This window comes from Burkholderia sp. YHN3-13, from assembly GCF_055810675.1.
Genome location: NZ_JBVVNQ010000003.1, coordinates 500,680 through 519,863, shown reverse-complemented (window position 1 = coordinate 519,863; position 19,184 = coordinate 500,680). Strand labels below are relative to the sequence as shown.

The 19,184-nt window shown below is 67.8% G+C and carries 19 protein-coding genes; 10 read left to right on the top strand and 9 right to left on the bottom strand.

The genetic code is table 11. The annotated features are described in order from the left end of the window. Positions 1-14 precede the first annotated feature (14 nt). Positions 15-1,202: a YncE family protein gene (locus tag AC0KUR_RS10600; protein WP_473375856.1), complete on the top strand. Its 1,188-nt coding sequence runs from the start codon at positions 15-17 to the stop codon at positions 1,200-1,202. Between the two features lie 324 nt (positions 1,203-1,526). Beyond that, on the top strand, positions 1,527-4,178 hold the full coding sequence (locus tag AC0KUR_RS10595) for a GH92 family glycosyl hydrolase (protein ID WP_473375855.1): 2,652 nt from the start codon (positions 1,527-1,529) through the stop codon (positions 4,176-4,178). 91 nt (positions 4,179-4,269) lie between these two features. On the opposite strand, the gene AC0KUR_RS10590 is transcribed toward AC0KUR_RS10595, so the two are convergent. Then, on the bottom strand, positions 4,270-4,404 hold the full coding sequence (locus tag AC0KUR_RS10590; RefSeq protein ID WP_006405345.1) for a hypothetical protein: 135 nt from the start codon (positions 4,402-4,404) through the stop codon (positions 4,270-4,272). Between the two features lie 401 nt (positions 4,405-4,805). Here AC0KUR_RS10590 and AC0KUR_RS10585 point away from each other — a divergent pair, with 401 nt between their 5' ends. The 4 genes from AC0KUR_RS10585 to ampC all read left to right on the top strand — a co-directional run bounded on the left by AC0KUR_RS10585 (position 4,806) and on the right by ampC (position 8,535). Continuing rightward, positions 4,806-5,273 (top strand): hypothetical protein, encoded by a 468-nt coding sequence (locus tag AC0KUR_RS10585; RefSeq protein ID WP_226229221.1) that lies wholly within the window; start codon positions 4,806-4,808, stop codon positions 5,271-5,273. Between the two features lie 70 nt (positions 5,274-5,343). Next, a complete protein-coding gene (locus AC0KUR_RS10580; RefSeq protein ID WP_226229219.1) occupies positions 5,344-6,156 on the top strand; it encodes an alpha/beta fold hydrolase in 813 nt (270 codons plus the stop codon). 22 nt (positions 6,157-6,178) lie between these two features. Further along, the gene (locus AC0KUR_RS10575; protein WP_473375854.1) at positions 6,179-7,135 is read left to right on the top strand and encodes an alpha/beta hydrolase family protein; all 957 of its coding nucleotides are present in this window, start codon (positions 6,179-6,181) and stop codon (positions 7,133-7,135) included. A 230-nt stretch (positions 7,136-7,365) separates the two neighbouring features. Further along, positions 7,366-8,535: a class C beta-lactamase gene (gene ampC, locus AC0KUR_RS10570; RefSeq protein WP_175026847.1), complete on the top strand. Its 1,170-nt coding sequence runs from the start codon at positions 7,366-7,368 to the stop codon at positions 8,533-8,535. Positions 8,536-8,597: 62 nt separating this feature from the next. On the opposite strand, the gene AC0KUR_RS10565 is transcribed toward ampC, so the two are convergent. Further along, a complete protein-coding gene (locus tag AC0KUR_RS10565) occupies positions 8,598-8,969 on the bottom strand; it encodes a cupin domain-containing protein (RefSeq protein WP_082744791.1) in 372 nt (123 codons plus the stop codon). Between the two features lie 77 nt (positions 8,970-9,046). Beyond that, on the bottom strand, positions 9,047-10,165 hold the full coding sequence (locus AC0KUR_RS10560) for a polyamine ABC transporter substrate-binding protein (RefSeq protein ID WP_059562400.1): 1,119 nt from the start codon (positions 10,163-10,165) through the stop codon (positions 9,047-9,049). Positions 10,166-10,436: 271 nt separating this feature from the next. Between AC0KUR_RS10560 and AC0KUR_RS10555 the strand changes: the two genes are divergently transcribed. Further along, on the top strand, positions 10,437-11,291 hold the full coding sequence (locus AC0KUR_RS10555) for a helix-turn-helix transcriptional regulator (protein WP_034191910.1): 855 nt from the start codon (positions 10,437-10,439) through the stop codon (positions 11,289-11,291). A 42-nt stretch (positions 11,292-11,333) separates the two neighbouring features. After that, entirely contained in the window at positions 11,334-12,035 is a 702-nt protein-coding gene (locus AC0KUR_RS10550; protein WP_473375853.1) for an ankyrin repeat domain-containing protein, read from the top strand. A gap of 106 nt (positions 12,036-12,141) precedes the next feature. On the opposite strand, the gene AC0KUR_RS10545 is transcribed toward AC0KUR_RS10550, so the two are convergent. After that, positions 12,142-12,465 carry a DUF4148 domain-containing protein gene (locus AC0KUR_RS10545; protein WP_176730026.1) on the bottom strand — a complete coding sequence of 108 codons (324 nt, stop codon included), beginning with the start codon at positions 12,463-12,465 and terminating at the stop codon, positions 12,142-12,144. Between the two features lie 319 nt (positions 12,466-12,784). Between AC0KUR_RS10545 and AC0KUR_RS10540 the strand changes: the two genes are divergently transcribed. Further along, complete coding sequence (locus AC0KUR_RS10540) at positions 12,785-13,804, top strand: aldo/keto reductase (RefSeq protein WP_473375852.1); 1,020 nt, start codon at positions 12,785-12,787, stop codon at positions 13,802-13,804. A gap of 17 nt (positions 13,805-13,821) precedes the next feature. Next, positions 13,822-14,238: an SRPBCC family protein gene (locus AC0KUR_RS10535; RefSeq protein ID WP_301741807.1), complete on the top strand. Its 417-nt coding sequence runs from the start codon at positions 13,822-13,824 to the stop codon at positions 14,236-14,238. 99 nt (positions 14,239-14,337) lie between these two features. Here AC0KUR_RS10535 and AC0KUR_RS10530 read toward each other — a convergent pair whose 3' ends face one another. The 5 genes from AC0KUR_RS10530 to AC0KUR_RS10510 all read right to left on the bottom strand — a co-directional run bounded on the left by AC0KUR_RS10530 (position 14,338) and on the right by AC0KUR_RS10510 (position 19,090). Beyond that, on the bottom strand, positions 14,338-15,249 hold the full coding sequence (locus AC0KUR_RS10530; protein ID WP_124670044.1) for a LysR family transcriptional regulator: 912 nt from the start codon (positions 15,247-15,249) through the stop codon (positions 14,338-14,340). Positions 15,250-15,417: 168 nt separating this feature from the next. Then, complete coding sequence (locus AC0KUR_RS10525) at positions 15,418-16,200, bottom strand: ABC transporter substrate-binding protein (protein ID WP_034191906.1); 783 nt, start codon at positions 16,198-16,200, stop codon at positions 15,418-15,420. Between the two features lie 40 nt (positions 16,201-16,240). Further along, complete coding sequence (locus AC0KUR_RS10520; RefSeq protein ID WP_473375851.1) at positions 16,241-17,677, bottom strand: FAD/NAD(P)-dependent oxidoreductase; 1,437 nt, start codon at positions 17,675-17,677, stop codon at positions 16,241-16,243. Beyond that, positions 17,674-17,973, bottom strand: coding sequence for a (2Fe-2S)-binding protein (locus AC0KUR_RS10515; protein WP_034191904.1), 300 nt, complete (start codon positions 17,971-17,973; stop codon positions 17,674-17,676). Before AC0KUR_RS10515 ends, AC0KUR_RS10520 begins: the two co-directional genes overlap by 4 nt. Further along, on the bottom strand, positions 17,966-19,090 hold the full coding sequence (locus AC0KUR_RS10510) for an NAD(P)/FAD-dependent oxidoreductase (protein ID WP_034191903.1): 1,125 nt from the start codon (positions 19,088-19,090) through the stop codon (positions 17,966-17,968). Before AC0KUR_RS10510 ends, AC0KUR_RS10515 begins: the two co-directional genes overlap by 8 nt. Positions 19,091-19,184: the final 94 nt, after the last annotated feature.

Below are 19,184 nucleotides of genomic sequence, written 5' to 3'. Positions count from 1 at the left end.
GAGAACCGACCGCCATGCATTCGAATCCCTTCCGCCTGCGCAGCGCGCGCCTGCTCGCCGCGCTGACCTTCGCCACGACGGCCGTTGCCGCGCACGCCGCCGACTGGATCGTGTCCGGCAACGACGGCAAGTACCAGCGTGTCGAGGGCCGCGACACCTATCTGCCGTCTCCGCCGGCCGACACGCTGACGCTGCTCGATGCGAGCACGTTCCCGCCGAAGGTCGCGCTGCAGGTCGACGTCGAGAACGGCATCCAGGGGCCGCCGCAGGCCGTCGCGATCACGCCCGACGCGAAGCTCGCGCTCGTCGGCGCACCGACGCGCTACGACACGGCCGCGAAGCAGCTCGTGTTCGACACGTTCCTGCAGGTCGTGAATCTCGGCGCCGCACCGCCCGCGATCACGCGCATCGAGCTCGGCACGCATCCGCAAGGGATCGCGATCGACCGCTCGGGCCGGCTCGCGCTCGTCGCCAATGTCGACGGCAGCGTGTCGATCCTGCGCATCGACGGCACGCAGGTGACGCTCGACGGCAGCCTGAAGATCGGCAAGAAGCGGCTGGCCGGGATCAGCTTCACGCACGATGGCAAGCATGCACTCGTGTCGCTGCGCGACGAGCAGGGCGTCGCGGTGCTGAACGTCGACGACGGCAAGGTGACCGACAGCGGCACGCGTTTGAGCACGGGCGTCGCGCCTTACACGATCGACGTGTCGAGCGACAATCGCTGGGCCGTCGTCAGCAACGTGGGGCTGGCGGGGCTGCCGGGTTATACGGGCACGCTCGCGGGCGACGCCGATTCGGTCGCACTGGTCGACGTGTCGCGCGTGCCGTTCCGCACGGTCCAGTACCTGACGGTGCCGTCGCTGCCGGAAGGCGTCGCGATCTCGCCGGACGGCAAATGGATCGCCGTGCAGGCGATGGACGGCTCGAACCTGACACCGGACAACCCGGGCCGCCACGCGCACGGCAAGGTGCTGCTGTTCGCGATCCGCGACGGCCAGGCCGTGAAGGTGAACGAGGTGCCCGGCGGCGAAGCCGCGCAGGGCATCGCGTTTGCCGCCGACAGCCGGCACGTGATCGTGCAGTTCAACGTCGAACGGCAGCTTGCGCTGTATGTGGTCGAAGGCGGCAAGCTGCGCGACACGGGCAAGCGGATCGCGCTGACGGGCGGGCCGTCGTCGTTGAGGACGCTGCCGCGCTGACGCGCGCGGCATGCCCGCTCGTTCTTCTCCGCGAGTTCATGCGGCGCCCGGCTTCGCCGGGCGTCCGTCGCCCACACTCGTTCACGCCGCCGCCGCAATGCAACAAATGGCGGCAATTCATGCCCGAAGCACTTGGCTTCAGATTGTTTAGTTAAACAAACTGAAAATTCGGGAAACTTCCTGTAGTGCATAAACAGTCGTTGCGGCACTGTAAGCCCTCGGGAAGCAGGTGGCATTCCCTGAAACTGGAGGGCGCGACGGTTGCGACAGCAACGATCTCCATCGCCGGATTAATCGTTTTAATCAACGGTACTAATCAAAAAAATGAAAAATTCGCGACTCATGCTTGTCGCTGCACTGGCCTGTGCAGCGCTTGCCGCATGTGGCGGCGACGACGTGAACGGTGTTTCGACGGCCACGAACACTGCCGGCGATACGCTGTCGATGGTGCCGCCGGCGACTTCGGTGCCGTCCCCGCAGCCGCAGCCCGGTCGATCGACCGTGCCCAAGCGTACCGACATGCAGCTGACCGGGTTCGTCAACCCGCTCATCGGCACGCAGGTCAACCCGGATTCGGGTTATGCGGGCAACGTGAGCCCGGGCGCGATGGTGCCGTTCGGCATGGTGAACTTCGGGCCGAACACGCCGCGCCGCGACTTCAACGGCTCGGGCGGCTATCTGTCGTCGGGCGGCTCGGGCGGCACGATCGACTTCTTCAGCGTGACGCATCTGGGCGGCGTCGGCTGCCCGGGGCAGGGGACGGTCGCGATGCTGCCGACCGATGCGGCGACGGCGGTGGCATCGGGCGGCCGGCCGATCGGTATCGGGTACAGGTATGCCGATGAAACGGCCCAGCCCGGCTACTACAAGGTGCGCCTCGCGAACGGCATCGTGACGGAGCTGAGCGCGACGGCGCGCGCCGGCATCGCGCGTTTCACGTACACGAACAAGGACAAGGGCTTTTTCTCGATCGATGCGAAGCTGAACGGCAACAGCGATTCGGGCAGCACGAAGGTCACCGCGAACAACGTCGCGCTGGCGCTCGCGAGCGACGGCAAGTCGCTGAGCGGACAGGCCGTGGCGCCGGCATTCTGCACGCCGTACGGTACGGTCTGGAATGCGCCCGTGTATTTCCACGCGACCTTCGACAAGCCGCTGCGCAGGCAGACCGGCACGTCGTCGGTGAACACGGCCAGCAACGGCGCGGCGACGCTGCAGTTCGACCTGACCGACGCGGACCGGACGGTGACCGTGAAGATCGGGATCTCGTCCGTCAGCCTCCGGAATGCGCGGGCGAACCTGAAAGGCGAGGGTGACAAGCTCACGTTCGACGACGCGCGGGCGACCGCGTCCGGCCTGTGGAACGACCGGCTCAACACGATCCAGATCGACCAGGCCGCGAATCCGTCCTCGCTCGATGCGACACAGAAGGCCAACCTCACGAAGTTCTACACCGCGCTCTACCGCGTGTTCGCCACGCCGACGCTCTACAGCGACGCGAACGGCGAATTCCGCAGCATGCGTCAGCCGAGGAACGCGGACGGCAGCTATCCGAAATCGGTCGACCAGACCGGCACGATTCCGCCGCGCGCGACGGCGAAGGTCGGCGACTACGCGTTCCGGCGCGCCGACGGCTCACAGGGCGGCGCAGGCGCACACTACACCGGCTTCTCGCTGTGGGATACCTACCGGTCGCAGGTGCAGCTGCTGGCGATGCTCGCGCCGAAGGAATCGAGCGACATGATGCAGTCGCTCGTCGTCGACGCATTGCAGTGCGGCGCCTTTCCGCACTGGGTCGACGGCAGCGACGACTCGACGCCGATGGCCGGCGACAACGCACTGAACGTGATTGCCGGCGCGTACAAGTTCGGCGCGACCGATTTCGACCTGGTGTCGGCCGCGCGGCTGACGAAGCAGTCGGTATTCGATCCGTCGAGCGCATGCAACGACCGCACGAGCGCGGCGGGGCTCGCCAATTTCCTGACGGCCCATTACCTGTCGCAAAGCGACGACGGCCATTCGTCGTCCGCGACCATCGAGCGCGTGCTGAGCGATCGTTCGGCCGCCGCGTTCCTGCAGGCGCTACCGGCGAGCGTGCTGAACGCGCCGTCGGTCGGCGTGACGCCCGACAACATCGGCGCGCTGTACACGCGAGCCGGATGGTGGCGCAACCTCTTCGACTACACGAACAAGGTGATCGCCGCGCGCAACGCACCGCCGTCCGGTTCGGCGCCCGGCACGCTGGGCACGCTCGTGCCGGGCGCGTTCCACGAGTCGACGGAGCCGAACTACTTCTGGACCTTCGCGCAGGACTGGACCGCACTGATCGACGCGATCGGCGGCAAGCAGGCGGCCGTCGCGCGGCTGAACAACCTGTTTGCGATCACGACGCCATTCTCGACCGTGCCGGGCTCCGCCGACCTGAACGGCGGCGAAGCGTCCACCCGCCTGTACATCGGCAACGAACCGTCGTTCCAGTCGCCGTGGGGATACAACTGGGCCGGCCAGCCGAGCGGCGCGCAGTACATCCTGCCGATCATCATGTCGAAGGCGTTCACGACCACGCGCGACGGCCTGCCGGGCAACGACGACATGGGCGCGACGTCGAGCTGGTACGTGTGGGCGGCGCTCGGCATGTTCCCGGTCATTCCGTCGGAAGCCGGGCTCGCGTTGTCCACGCCGCAATTCAGCGGGATCACCGTCTGGCTCGGCAACGGCAAGACACTGCGGCTCGACAGCGACAAGCAGGTCGCGATGGACGCGTCGGGTCGTCCGTCGTTCGCGTACATCCAGTCGCTGAAGGTCAACGGTGCGGACTATGCCGGGTCGTGGCTGCCGCTCGGCACGATCGCCAACGGCGGGACGATGCGCTACACGCTGTCCGCGACGCCGACGCAATGGGCGGCTGCCGACAACCTGACGCCGCCGTCCGGGCCGAACGCGGACTACACGCGCATGACGGCCGGCGCGCACTGACGGCGGCGCCATCACGGAGTGCGCGTGGCGGCTCGACCGTCCCGACCGCGGATCGGGGCTCGGCGGTGTGCCGCCGGCATGCCGACGGGCGTTACGGACGCAGCAGATCGAACCCGCCGAACACGACGACACCGCTGAGCGCGATCATCGCGACGGAGTGCTGGCCGAAGTAGAGAATCGCGGCGGCAAGCCACGTCGTGATGCAGAAGGCGCCGATGCGGGCCATCGTGTGTTCCTCGAATACATGATGAATGAAGCGCGCGCCGCTCGGCGCTCGCCGCTCGAACCGGCGAGCGGGTCACGGAGGCAGGCGGAACAGGCGACCCGCTGCGCCGCGATGGCGGCGTCGGCACGCGTGGCATGCCGCGCCCGACAGGGCGGGAGTCGATACCGGCGCGGTAGCACGCGAACGCCCGAAGGCGGTCGACGCGCGGTTCCGGCCGGCGAAGCCGCGATTTTACCAGCGCCGCGGTGGTGCCATTCTGGCCCTTTCGCGACTGAAACGGCGATCGGTCGGCGCATCCGTCCGACCCCGATACTCAAGTTTCGTGTGACGAATGCCGTAAACGAGTTGGAAGGCATTTCCCGCCCCGTCACGATTCGTTTACCGACACAGGGACCGACACGATGCAGATCGATTTCTCCACGACCGCGCGCGCCTCGCTGGCGGACAGCGGCGTGAGCGCGAACCCATCGGCCGCCGCGGCCGCGACCTCGTCCGCCGACGGCACGACGGCTGCCCCGGGCAGCACCGGCACGACGGGGACGAGCAGTACCACCGGCGCGAAGGCGGCCGGCGATGCCGGCGAAACGCTCGGCGCATCGGGTGCGTCGTCGGCGGAGGACCCGGCCGTCACGCAGTTGAAGGCATTGATCGAGCGGCTGCAGAAGCAGCTCGCGACGCTGGAACGGCAGATGGCGGACGCGGCCCGGCGCGCGAAGGACGATCCGTCCGCCGTCATCGAGCAGCAGACGCTGGGCGCGCAAGCCAGCTCGATCTCGGCGGCGCTGTCGACGGCGATCTCGCAACTCGCGGCGGCGCTCCAGAAGTCGGGCAACGCGTCGTCGGGCGGGCTGGTGTCGACCCAAGCCTGACGGCTTCGGGCCGCGCGGCCCGCACGCATTACAATCGCAAGCGCGTCTCCCTCGAAAGGACGGCAAAACGATGCATGCGGAACCCGACGACGACGAACTCGTCCGCTTCGACGCCCACGGCGGCACGCCGCTGCCGGCGGCCGAGGTCGAAGGCTGGCTGGAACACGACGGCGCGCGCATCTGGCACGCGTCGTTCGGCCATGGGCCGCCGGTCGTGCTGCTGCACGGCGGCCTCGGTCACGGCGGCAACTGGGGCAACCAGGTGTCGGCGCTGCTCGCGGCCGGCTACCGCGCGATCCTGATCGACAGCCGCGGCCACGGCCGCAGCACGCGCGACGCGCAACCCTATTCCTACGAACGCATGGCGTCGGACGTGCTGGCGGTGCTCGACGCGCTGCATGTCGACCGCGCGCGCTTCGTCGGCTGGAGCGACGGTGCGTGCGTCGCGCTCGTGCTGGCGGCCCGTGCACCGGCCCGCGCGGCCGGCGTGTTTTTCTTCGCGTGCAACATGGACCCGAGCGGCACGAAGGAGGTGGTGCCGGGCCCGCTGATCGACCGCTGTTTCGCGCGGCACCGCAAGGACTACGCGCAACTGTCCGCGACACCCGATCAATTCGACGCATTCGTCGCGGCCGTCAGTGAAATGATGCGCACGCAACCAAATTACACGGCGGGGGATCTCGCGGCGATTGCCGTGCCGGTCGCGATCGTGCAGGGCGAGCACGACGAATTCATCCGCCCCGAGCATGCCGCGTATCTGGCGGACACGATTCCGGGCGCGACGCTGACGATCCTGCCCGGCGTCAGCCATTTCGCGCCGCTGCAGCGCCCCGCGCGATTCAACGCGGCGATGCTGGCGTTTCTCGACCGGCTGCCGCGGTGATCGTACGCGCCCGCCGGGCCGCGTGCGTCGTCCGGCCGATGCGGATTCTTCTCGCCGGCCGTCGTACTTCGTCGTTCCAGAAAAACAATCGTTCGGGACTCAGATCATGCGCGTCATCCTGATTTGCCTTGCATTCCTGATTGGCGATGCCCACGCCGGGCCGTTTGCATCCGACCTGCACGAATCGGTGGATACGGTCGACGTCAAGGTGAAGGATTTTTACGGCAAGGAAGATACCGGCACGGTCGCGATCACGCGGTTCATGCCGAGCGGGAACGGCCCATTCCCGATCCTGCTTCTCAATCACGGGCGCAATGCGCAGGATCGTGTCTCACCGGCGCGATTTCGTTATACGCAACAGGCCAGGTTCTTCGTCAGCAAAGGATTTGCCGTATTCGAACCGACGCGGATCGGATACGGGCGATTCGGCACGCAGTTCGATCCGGAATACAGCGGCGCATGTCGCCACAAGGATTATCACCCGCTGGTCGACGCGGCACGCGCCGAGGAGCGCGCGGTACTGGACTACGCGAAACACCAATCGGACGTCGACCCGAATCGCATCGTCATCGTCGGTCAATCGGTAGGCGGCCTCATCACGACGGCGATGGCGGCCGACAATCCGGACGGCGTGGTCGCGGCGATCAATTTCGCCGGCGGCGCCGGCGGCGATCCCGTCCAGCACCCCGGGGCGCCGTGTCAGGGCGAACTGATGGAAGCGATGTTTTCAAGCTTCGGGACCACGGCGCGTGTCCCGATGCTGTGGATCTATACGGAGAACGACCGGTACTTCGATCCGACCTACAGCGGCGCGTGGTACAAGGCCTTCGTCCGTGCGGGCGGCGACGCGGATTATCGGCTGCTGCCGCCGTTTTCCGACAACGGACACCTGCTGTTCTCGCGTGGCATCGACCTCTGGCAACCCGTCGTGTCCGAATTTCTCGAGCATCACGGCTTTCCTTCCGCACACCAGCCTTGACCCGCATCGCGGTCGAGCCTCGATCGCGGCAGGCGCGGCGGCACCCGTGACGATGCGTGATGCCGCGGGTCTCATAAGAATTTCTTTAGGCTCGCGCAACATATCGTCGATTGTTGGCGGCTGGCCGGCGGCGGATAGTCCTGCATCGACAGGCCGGCCAGAACGATCGCCGTGCGGCGCGTAGCGGCCTGTTGCTCATGCAACCATCCGATACCAAAGGAACCGCAACGATGCGATTCACCATGACCCGCTTCGCCGCGACGCTGCTCGTCGCCGCCTGCGCCACCACCGCGGCCGGCCGCGCGGCCGCCGCCGTGCAGGACGACATCCGCGACACCGTGACCCGCCACGTCGCCCCGCTGATGAAGCAGTACGCGATTCCCGGCATGGCGATCGGCATCGTCGCCGACGGCAAGCCTTACGTGTTCGACTACGGCGTGATGTCGAAGCAGACCGGCAAGCCCGTCACCGGCGGCACGCTGTTCGAGATCGGCTCGGTCAGCAAGACGCTGACCGCGACGCTCGCATCGGACGCGCAGGAGGGCGGCGAGCTGTCGCTCGCGGACCCGGTCGCCAAGTATCTGCCCGAACTGCAGGGCAAGCCGTTCGGCGTCGTCACGCTGCTCCAGCTCGGCACGCACACGCCCGGCGGGACGCCGCTGCAGGTGCCCGACAGCATTCGCGACGACGCCGGCCTGATCCGCTATCTCGACGCTTGGCGGCCCGAGTATGCGCCGGGCACGCACCGCAAGTATTCGAACGTCGCGATCGGCATGCTCGGGTGGCTCACCGCGAAGGCCATGCACAAGGACTTCGCGGCGCTGATGGAGCAGCGGCTCTTTCCCGCGCTCGGCATGACGCACACGTACATCAACGTGCCCGACGCACGCATGGCCGATTACGCGCAGGGCTATACGAAGGACGGCAGGCCGGTCCGGATGACGCAAGGCATGCTGTGGCAGCCGGCCTACGGCGTGCGGACCACGGCGGCGGACCTGTTGCGCTTCGTGCAGGCGAACATGGGGATGATCCAGACGGCGCCGCGCCTGCAGCGCGCGATCGACCGCACGCACGCCGGTTATTTCCGCGCGGGGCCGCTGACGCAGGACCTGATCTGGGAACAGTATCCGTACCCGGTCGCGCTGCCGACGCTGCTCGAAGGCAACGCACCGAAGATGCTGTACGACGCGGTACCGGCCAGCGCGATCAAGCCGCCGCTGGCGCCGAACCCCGATACGTGGATCAACAAGACCGGCTCGACCGGCGGCTTCAGCACGTATGTCGCATTCGTGCCGTCGAAGCGGATCGCGATCGTGATGCTCGCGAACGGCAGCGTGCCCATCGAGGACCGCGTGAAGGCCGCGTACGGGATTCTCGGGTCCCTTGGCGCCGGGCGGTAACGCTGCCGCGAGCGGCGGCGACAGGGGGGCGCGATGGCGCGGGCGAGCCGTGTCGCCGTTGCTTACCCGGCCGGTTGCTCGTCGTAGGCGACGAAGATCTTCCGCGTGCGTTCGACGACTTCCCAGGTGCCGCGAAAGCCGGGGGGAATCACGAAGCGGTGGCCCGCGCGCACGGTCTTCCGGTTGCCCTCGGTGTCGGTGATCACGGACGTGCCTTCCAGGATCTCGCAGTACTCCGCTTCCGTATAGGCGACATGCCAGCATCCGGGCGTGCTTTCCCAGATGCCGGTCGAAAACCGCCCGCACGGACTCGCGAAGCCCGGCGTGAGCGTCTGCAGCGGATCGCCGGAGATCAGCTTCTCGGGCGACACGCGGTACTGCGTGGGCGCGCCGCTCGGGCGGAGCGCGTCGGTAATCAATGAAACGTCGATCATGATGGTCAGGTTGCGTCGAATTGAAATGAACGCGCCGTCGGCGCGTTCGCATGATTTCATACTTGCGGGCGGTTGCGTCAGTTGCCGGTTTTCAGTTGCTGCCACAGGCGGTTCTCGAGGCGCGCGATGTCGGCCGAACGCGGCTTCGAGAGCGTCATCCTGTCGAGCACGTCGGCGGACAGGTACACGTTCGGGTCGTGCGCGACGGCCGGCGTCACGTACTGACGGGCCGCCCGGTTGGCGCTCGGGTAGTAGATCTCGTTGGTGATGTCCGCGTTGACCTTCGGGTCCTGGATGTAGTTGATCCATTGCAACGCGGCCTCCGGATGCGGCGCATCCTTCGGAATCGCCATCACGTCGAACCACAGGATGCCGCCTTCCTTCGGGTTCGCGTAGCGGATCTCGTAGCCGCGTTTCGCCGCGGCCGCTTCACGGCGCGCGACGCTGACGTCGCCCGACCAGCCGAGCACGACGCAGACGTCGTTGTTCGCGAGGTCGTTGTTGTAGCCCGACGAGTTGAACTGCGTGATGTAGGGGCGCACCTTCTTCAGCATGTCGAACGCCGCGTGATAGTCGGCCGGGTTCTTGCTGTTCGGGTCCTTGCCGAGATACTGGAGCGCGGCCGCAAACACGTCGTCCGGCGCATCGAGGAACGACACGCCGCAGCTTTTCAGCTTCGACACGTTGGCCGGATCGAACACCAGCGCCCAGCTGTCGAGCGGCGCACCGTCGCCGAGTGCTTTCCTGACCGCCTGCACGTTGTAGCCGACGCCGTCGGTGCCGTAGGCCCACGGCACGCCGTACTGGTTGCCCGGGTCCGATTCGGCGATCTTCTTCATCAGCGCGGGATCGAGGTTCGCGAGATTCGGCAGCTTCGTCTTGTCGAGCTTCTGGTACACGCCGGCCTGGATCTGCTTGGCCATGTAGTTCGACGTCGGCACGACGATGTCGTAGCCCGAACTGCCGGCCAGCAGCTTCGACTGCAGCGTGTCGTCGCTGTCGTAGACGTCGTAGCGCACGTGCACGCCCGTTTGTTTCTGGAAGTCCGGGATCGTCGTCTTCGCAATGTACTCGGACCAGTTGTAGACGTTCAGTTCGGCGTCGGCCGCGCGGGCCGGCGACACCGACAGCGGCGCGAAGCACGCAACGGTCGCGATTGCAACGGGGAAGGCGAGACGAAAAACGCGGACGATCATGGTCACTCCCTTTCGGAACGAGGGCGGCGCACTGCGTGGCGCATGCGCGCCGCGGGACGGTCGGCGAGGCGCGCGCCGGTTCGCTTCGAACCGCGAACGCGCCGACGGGCCTCGCCGGATATCGGAGATGACTGTAGGGGGCGGCCGGCCGGATGTCTGTCCATGAAATCCGTACAGCCGGGCGGCCGCGTGCACCGGAACCCGGCGCGAGGGAATTGGCAACGCACTTTTGGCGTGGTAACGGTGGTCGTCTCCTTCTCCCGTGCATCGTATGACCGACCATGACACCGCCGCGGCGACCGATATCCAGTTGAACCAGCTCGTGTTCCTGTCCGACGCGCTGTCGGCCGTGGCCGGCGCGATCGGATCGCCGGATTTCGTCGCGGTCGTGTTCGAGAACCTCGCGCGCATCGTCGATTGCGATTCCATTCATCTGGATTACGAGGACGAGTCGCTGCTCGAGCGGCGCGTCGGCTGGATCGGCAGCTACGGCACGTATCCGGACCAGATCGAGCGCACGATGACGCGCTATTACCGCGATTTCGCGCGGATCGACACGACCTTCGACTGCATCCGCGGCGAGCGCGATACGCAGTTGCTGCAGTTGTCGACGCTGCGGCTGAACCCGGAGATCCGGCGCGCGTTTTACGATACCGAGGACATTCACGACGAATGCGTGGTCACGTATCGCGTGGACGAGCTGACCTACGCGCTGTCGGTATGCCGCGCGCGCCGGCTGCCGCCGTTTTCGCTGAAGGAGCTGAGCATCGTCCGGCATGTCGCGCTGATCGTGTTGCCGCTGGCGGTCGCGCATCGACGCATCGTCGGCGACCGGCCGGCGGATGCAGGCGCGGCGCGTGCGCGCGAGGGCGTCGTCACGCAGCGACTGCACGACGTGTTCGAGAAGCTGACGTCGCGCGAGTCGGAAGTGTGTGCCCGCCTCATTCGCGGCCGGAAGACGCAGGATATCGCGCACGAACTCGGCATTCGTCCGTCGTCGATCGACACCTACGCGCGGCGCGCGTTCGCGAAGCTCGGCATCGAATCGCGGCGCCAGCTGCTGAACCTGCTGGTCGATCACGATGCGCTCGACGCGTCGTCGGCGGCGCGCAGGAGCGACGCGTGACGGCGCCGCCGTGACGCACCCGCGATACGCAAGGAGCGCCCGTTGAGCATGGTCTGGGATGGAATCACGAGCGCCGATGTGCTCGGTGACGCGCAGGTCGAAAGCCGGCACGCATTGGCCGACGCGGCGCGCAGCGGCGAATGGGCGACGGTGCTCGACTTCGTGGCACGCCAGCCCGACCTCGTCAATGCGACGCGGCTCGGCGGCACGTCGTTTTACACGCCGCTGCATCAGGCCGCTTTCGGCGGCGCGCCGCGAACGGTCGTTGCCGAGCTGCTGCGCCTCGGTGCATCGCGCATGCTGCGCGATGCACGACGCGAGCGTGCGGTCGACATCGCCACGCGGTTCGGGCATCGGCACCTGGTCGAGTTGCTGACGCCGCAGCCGCAGCGCTTCGTGCCCGACGATACGCTGCGCGCCATCCAGCGCCGTTTCCACGAGATGATTCTCGGCCGCATCGCTCACCTGCGCGTCGACGCACTGCGCCTGCCCGAACTCGAACCGCTGCTCGAACTCGACGCGCAGGCCGGAAACACGTGGTTCGCCGTGCCGGGGCATGTACGGCGGCTTCGGTTATGCGTTGCGCACGGACGGCGAGACGACCGTGCTCGTGTCGGAGAGCTGGAGCCGCGTGGTCGGCGGGTCGGGCCAGCGACACGAGATCACCGCGCATGGCTGCACGCTGGTCGAAGAAGGGTTCGTCTGACGCGGCCGATCGTCCCGTCGCGCTCGAAACCCGAATGACGCGCGGCCCGAATGCCTGTTCGGGCGATTCGGGCCGGCAATGCGCAGGGGAGGGGCGAATCGTTGCGCGTGTCGGGAGGCGTGCTCTCCTGCGCGCCGCCGCGGCTCAATGTCCGCGATAGATCGAGTGGCGGCTGTCGATCGTCGTCGCGCGGCCGGATTCGCCGGTGGTGCGGGCTTCGCTGCCGTAGCCCGCTTGGTCGGCTTCCGGTGCGACGGTATTTTCACGCACGCGCTGTTCTGCGGCGAGGATCGCGACCGGATACCGGTTGTGGTCCAGCGCCGGGGTGTAGCCGACGGCCGCGAGGCGGGCCATTTCGGCCTTCACGTCGGCGCGGGTCAGCGGGCGGTCGGCCTGTTGCGCGAACGACAGCGCCGGTGCGGAAAGGATCAGTGCGGCAAGCGTGGAAGAAATCAGCGTTTTCATCATGGGTCCCTGTCAGGTTGGGTGAACCGCAACCACGTCGATGTCGTTGCGAGTGCAGCCAATATAGGTATCGCCACGCCCGGGAAAAACGGCCTCCGGCCCAATTGATTTTTGAGCTGGAATCACGAATCGGGAGCGAATTCGGTCGACGGCCTTGCCGGTCAAGCGTTTCGCCGGAACGGGGGCGGGGAGGCACATCGGTACGCGCATCAAACAGGCCGATCAGACCTCGTGGGACTCAAGTGTGTCGAATTCCGTCTTGGACAGACTTAACCGGCTTCCCTAGACTGAACTCGCTTTCCCATACTCCCTGGAGAAAATCATGAGTCTCGAAGACAAGCTGCCCGGCAACAAGATCCTTGGTTTCGGTACTGCCCCGCTCGGCAACATGTTCCGCAACATTCCCGACGCGGAAGCCGCGGCCACCGTCGAAGCGGCATGGCAACACGGCATCCGATATTTCGATTCGGCACCGTTCTACGGCGCCGGTCTCGCGGAAATCCGCCTCGGCGACGCGCTGGCGAACCATGCGCGTGACGAATACGTATTGAGCACGAAGGTCGGCCGCGTGATCCTCGATGAAATCGAAGACGTGTCGGCACGCGATCTCGGCGAAAAGGGCGGCCTGTTCGAACACGGCCGGCCGAACCGCATCGTCAACGACTACACGGCCGACGCGACGCTGCGTTCGATCGAGGACAGCCTGAAGCGCCTGCGTACCGACCGCCTCGACATCGTCTGGGTGCACGACATCGCCCAGGACTTCTACGGCGATGAATGGCTCGCGCAATTCGAGGTCGCGCGCAAGGGCGCATTCCGCGTGCTGAGCAAGCTGCGCGAAGAAGGCGTGATCGACGCATGGGGCCTCGGCGTGAACCGCGTCGAACCGATCGAGCTGGTGCTCGACCTCGCCGAACCCCAACCGGACGGCATGCTGCTGGCCGGCCGCTACACGCTGCTCGATCACGAACGTGCGCTGCAACGCGTGATGCCGGCGGCTGCCGCGCAGAACGTCGGGATCGTCGTCGGCGGCCCGTACAGCTCGGGCGTGCTTGCAGGCGGCACGCACTTCGAATACCAGAAGGCTTCGCCGGCAATCCTCGCGAAGGTCGAGCGGATCAAGGCGATCGCCGCGCGCCACGACGTGCCGATCAAGGCCGCCGCGCTGCAGTTCTCGATGTCGCATCCGGCCACCGTCGCGGTGATCCCGGGCGCGAGCCGTCCGGAGCGGATCGCGGAAGACCAGGCTGCGCTGAACGTGGCGATTCCGGCCGATTTCTGGCGTGACATGCGTGAACAAGGCCTGATCGCGGCCAATGCGCCGCTACCGACCGGTCGTTGATCCTGACGGGTGATGACGTGGCACAGGCAAATGCAAGCATCGAACTCCCGGCTTCGGCCGGAACCGTCTGGCAACTGATCGGCGGCTTCGGGTCGCTGCCCGACTGGCTGTCGTACATTCCTGCCAGCGAGCTGGGCGAAGGCGGGCGCGTGAGGCGTCTCGCGAACCCGGTCGGCGAGACGATCGTCGAGCGGCTGGTCGCGTTCGACGAAGCGGCACGCAGCTACACGTACGCGATCCTCGAAGCGCCGTTCCCGGTCGTGAACTATCGCGCCACGCTGCGCGTGCGCGAAAACGGATCGAACGCGTCGACCGTCGAGTGGTCGGGCACGTTTACGCCACGCGGCGCGACCGACGACGAGACCATCCGGCTGTTCCGCGGGATCTACGAAGACGGCCTCGAGGAACTGGCGAAGCGGTTCGCGGCGGACTGACGGCAGTGCGTCGCATCGTGTGTGAAGGCGGGGGCGCGTCCATGCCGTTCGGTATGCGAAGCAGGTGCGCGCCCGCCACCTGCGCGCGGGGTGCCGGTCTTATTTCTCAACCGCCGCGACGACGTCCTCGCCGGTCAGGATCTCGCGGAAGATGCCGACCAGCGGCCGCAGGTTGACCTTGTGCCACGCGGCCCACAGCGGCGTGCGGTAGCTGAACCACGGCAGCTCGCGCAACACGACGCCTTCCGGTACCTGGTGTCGCAGGCTCTGCTGGATCATCGTCACGCCGAGCCCGGCGGCAACCAGGCCGAGCGCCGCGAGCGGCTCGGTCGCTTCCACCGAAATGTCCGGCGAGAAGCCGGCCCTTGCACAGGCCGCGACGAACGCGCCGTGACGCGGCGCGCTTTCCTGCTGCGTCACGCCGATCCACGCCTGGGCGGCGAGATCGCCGGCAACGAGCGCCTTCTTCTTCACGAGCGGGTGCCCGTCGGGCATCGCGAGCAGCATCGGATCGTTCAGCACCATCGTCGAGTCGAGTTCGGGATCGTCGGGCGCGGGGGGCTCGGTGACGAGCGCGATGTCGAGGCTGCGCTCGCGCAAGCCTTCAAGCTGCGCGGCGGACTGATAGTTGTACAAGGCGATATGAACGGCGGGACGATCGGCGCGCAGCGTCTTCAGCGCGCGCGGCAGCACGCCCGAGTGCGTGGCCGTTTCGAGGTAACCGATGCACAGGCCGCCTTCGTCGCCGCGGCCGAGCCGGCGCGCGAGCGATTCGAGCCGGTTCGCATGGCGCAGGAACGCATGCGTTTCGCTGAGGAACGTGCGCCCGTCGCGCGTCAGACGAATGCGCTGCTGGCTGCGTTCGAACAACGTCAGGCCGAGCTTTTCCTCGAGCTGCGCGATCTGGCGGCTGAGCGGCGATTGCGAAATGTGCAGGCGCTCGGCCGCGCGGCCGACGTGTTCTTCTTCCGCGACCGCGATGAAATACTGAAGCTGGCGGATGTCGAGCATATAAGACCTTCGGGGACTCAAGTGTTTGTAATTATGTCCCTGGTGGACTTACTCGTGCAACCTGGCCGGATGCAATTTCCTTCAAACCCGGGGAGGCGTGCGAGCCTCGACGACATGCCGCCGATCGCGCGTCAGGCGTCGCATGCGCGGCGCCGCCGGCGCGCCTCGTCAATTTCCGTACAGGTCGAAATCGAAATACTTCGACTGGATCGTGTTGTAGGTGCCGTCGCTGCGAATCTGCGCGATCGCGCGATTGAGTGCGTCGCGCAGGTCGCCGTCGGCCTTGCGCACGCCGGCCGCGTCGCCGTTGCCCATGATCTTCGGGTCGTACACGACGCCGCCGGCGAACGAGAAGCCCTTGCCGCGCGGCGTCGACAGGAACCCGAGCTGGCCTTGCACGGCATCCATCAGCACGCCGTCGACGCGCCCGGTGACGAGGTCCGCATACGCCTGGTCGTAGCTCGGATACGGGACGACCTCGACCTTCGCGGCCGCCCACTTCTCTCGCGCATAGGTTTCCTGGATCGTGCCCTGTTCGACCGCGACGCGCTTGCCGGCGAGCTTCGCCGCGTCCGGCAACAGCCCCGAGCCGGTGCGCGCGATCAGCCGCGTCTGGTTGCGGTACAGGCGGTCGGTGAAGTCGATCTGCTGGCGCCGCTGTTCGGTCGCGGCCATCGACGACAGGATCACGTCGAACTTGCGCGCCTGCAGCCCCGGAATCAGCCCGTCGAAACTGCTCGACACCCACACGCATTTCGCCTTCAGCTTCGCGCACAGCGCGTTGCCGAGATCGATGTCGAAGCCTTGCACGCTGCCGTCGGTCGCGGTCGATTCGAACGGCGGGTAGGTCGGGTCGACACCGATGCGGATGGTCGTCCATTCCTTCGCCGACGCCAGCGACGCGAAGGCCATCGCGGCGGCGGAAAGGAGAATCGTGAGGCGCGTCTTCATGGTCAGGCTCCGTTCGTGTGAGGAAGAGTAGGCATGCGCATCAGCTCGGGAAATCGCCGCGCTGGAAATCGTTCGACAGTTCGAGGGCGTCGGCCATCTCGCCGACGGTGACGGGCGTGATCGGTGCGCGGATCCGGTAGTAACCGACGTCGCCGACGCTGCGCCGCTGCACCTCGGCGATCAGCTCGCCGACCGTCGTGCCGCACCAGCGGCCCTGGCACGGGCCCATGCCGCAGCGCGTGAATGCCTTCATCTGATTCGGTCCCTGGCAACCAAGCGCGGCGAGCTGGCGGATCTCGCCGGCCGTGATCTCCTCGCAGCGGCACACGATCGTGTCGTCGTCGGGGCGGCGCAGCGCGGCGGGCGGCGTGTACAGCGCATCGAGCAGCGGGCGCACCGCGAGATGACGATGCAGCGCGCGCAGTACCGGGCGCTCGCGTGCGGCCTGCCGCTGCGCGTCGAGCGTGCCGAGTTCCGCGGCGATGCCGAGCGCCGCCACTTCGCCGGCGAGTGCCGCCGCTCGCGCGCCGCCGATGCCCGCGCCGTCGCCCGCGATCCAGACGTGCGGCACGCTGCTGCGGCCGCGCGCGTCGCATTGCGGCCGCCAGCATGCCGACCGTTCGTCCCATTCGTGTGCGCACCCGAGCGCGCGCGCGAGCTGCGTCGACGGAACGACGCCCTGATGCAGCAGCACGAGCGACGTGTCGAGCATGTGCACGACGCCTCGAGCATCGCGAAAGCGAATGCGTTCGGCGCGCTCGTCGCCGTCGATGCCGATATCGGTCGCACCGCGATAGACGGGAATCCCGGCGTGGCGTACCGCGCGCAGCATGCGCCAGCCCTTGAGCAGATAGTCGGCGCCGCGCAGCGCCGGCAGCGCATGCGGGAGCGCACGACGCCAGGCGTCGCGCGGTGTCGTGTCGATCAGCGCACGCACGCGCCGCCCCGCATTCAGCAATTGCGCGGCGAACAGCCACAGCAGCGGGCCGCTGCCCGCGAGCACGGCGTCGGCCGACGGCGCGAGGCCCGACGATTTCAGCAGCGTCTGCGCGGCGCCGACGCCCATCACGCCGGGCAGCGTCCAGCCGCGCACCGGCCACGGACGCTCCTGCGCGCCGGTCGCGATCAGCACGGCGCGCGCGCCGACTTCGAGCGTGCCGCCGGACGGGCCGCCTTGCGTGAGCATCGCGACGGGTTCAGGTTCGAACGCGACCTGCCAAACGACGCTGCGCGGCAGGTAGTGCGCGCCGCTCGCGAGCAGGTCGTCGACGAGCGGCCGGCCGGCCGTGTAGTCGGTGCCGAGCCATTGCGCGAGCGGCGCCGGCGCATCGGCCACGTTGCGGTAGATCTGGCCGCCGGGCGCGCGGCCTTCGTCCGCGACGACGACCGACAGTCCGGCCGAGCGCGCGGCGGCAGCCGCCGCCATCCCGGCCGGCCCGGCGCCGACGATCAGCAGGTCGCACTGGCGGCGCGTCATGCGAGCCTCGCCTTGCCGTGCATCGCGCGCACCTGCATGCCGTCGGAAACGGGTGTCATGCAGCCTTGCACGTTGGGTACGCCATCGACTTCGACGAGACAGTCGAAGCACACGCCCATCATGCAGAACGGGCCGCGCGGTGCGCCGCTCACGGCGCTCGCGCGGCACGCGGCCGGACCGGTGGCGAGCAGCGCGGCCGCGACGCTGTAGTGCGCAGGCACCTCGTGCGGCGTGCCGTCGATATGGATGCGCACGCGTTCGACCGTCGCGGCGGCGGGAATGAGGGATTCAAACATGCCGGACTTCCGTGGGCGCGGCGAAGCGCGCGGTGGTAAAGGCGGACAGGTCGGCCGGCGCGGCGCCGCCCGCGATCCACGGCGCGACGAGATCGGCGTGGGCCGCCGCGAGCGTCACGCCGCTGTGGCAGATCGCGATGAACGCGCCGGGATGCGTGGCCGACGCCTCGTAGACGGGCAGCCCGTCGGGCGTCATGATGCGCAGCGCGCCCCACGCGCGCACGATGCGCGCATGCACGAGCGCCGGGAACGCGGTGCGCGCGCGGCGTGCGATGTCGACCATCGCGGGGCGCGTCTGGCCGTCGTCGAAGCCGACGTCTTCGGCCGAGTCACCGAGCAGCACCGTGCCTTCCGGCGTTTGACGGACGACGAGCGTCGGGTAGTCGAGAAACGGGGCGAGGCGCTCGGTGACCATGATCTGGCCGCGCAACGGCGCGATCGGCGCGAGCAGGTCGACCATCGGCGCGAGCCGTGCATTGTCGAGGCCGGCCGCGAGCACCACGCGCCCGGCGTCGAGCCGCGCGTCGCGCGTGTCGATCTCGAAACGCCCGGCGCGCGGGCGGATCTCGGTGACTTCGCTGCGCGGCAGATAGACGCCGCCGCACTGCTGGAATGCCTGCAGCATCGCGCGCAGCGTGTAGAGCGGATTCGCGTGGCCGTCGTTCGGCGACCACAGCGCGCCGGCCAGCGCTCGCGATGCCGACGGGATGCGCCGGCGCAGCGCCGCCGGATCGAGCACTTCGTACGACAGCGCCGCTTCCTGCCGGTGCAGCGATTCGAGCAGAGCCGTTGCGCTGTCGAGCTCGGCGCGATGCTCGAACAGCTCGATGCCGCCCGGGCGTTCGAAACCGCAGTTCACGCCCGTTGCGCGCTGCAACTGCGCGGCGAACGCGTGCCAGCGCTCGGACGATTCGCGCGACCAGCGCGCATACGGCAGGCAACGGCCGCCTTTGCCCTGTACCCACACGAGCCCGAAATTGCCGCGCGACGCGCGAAACGCGATGTCGTCGCCGTCGCAGACCGCGACGCGCTTGCCGAGACGCGCGACGCCCCACGCGATGGCCATGCCGACGAGGCCGCCGCCGGCCACCACGACGTCGAAGCGGCGCACGGTCATGCGCGGCTCCGGTGTCGTGGGCAAGACGGTTCCGTGTTATATCCCATGGCGGCGCGGCTCCCTACGTTCAATACGTTGTGGAACCGATGTTCGG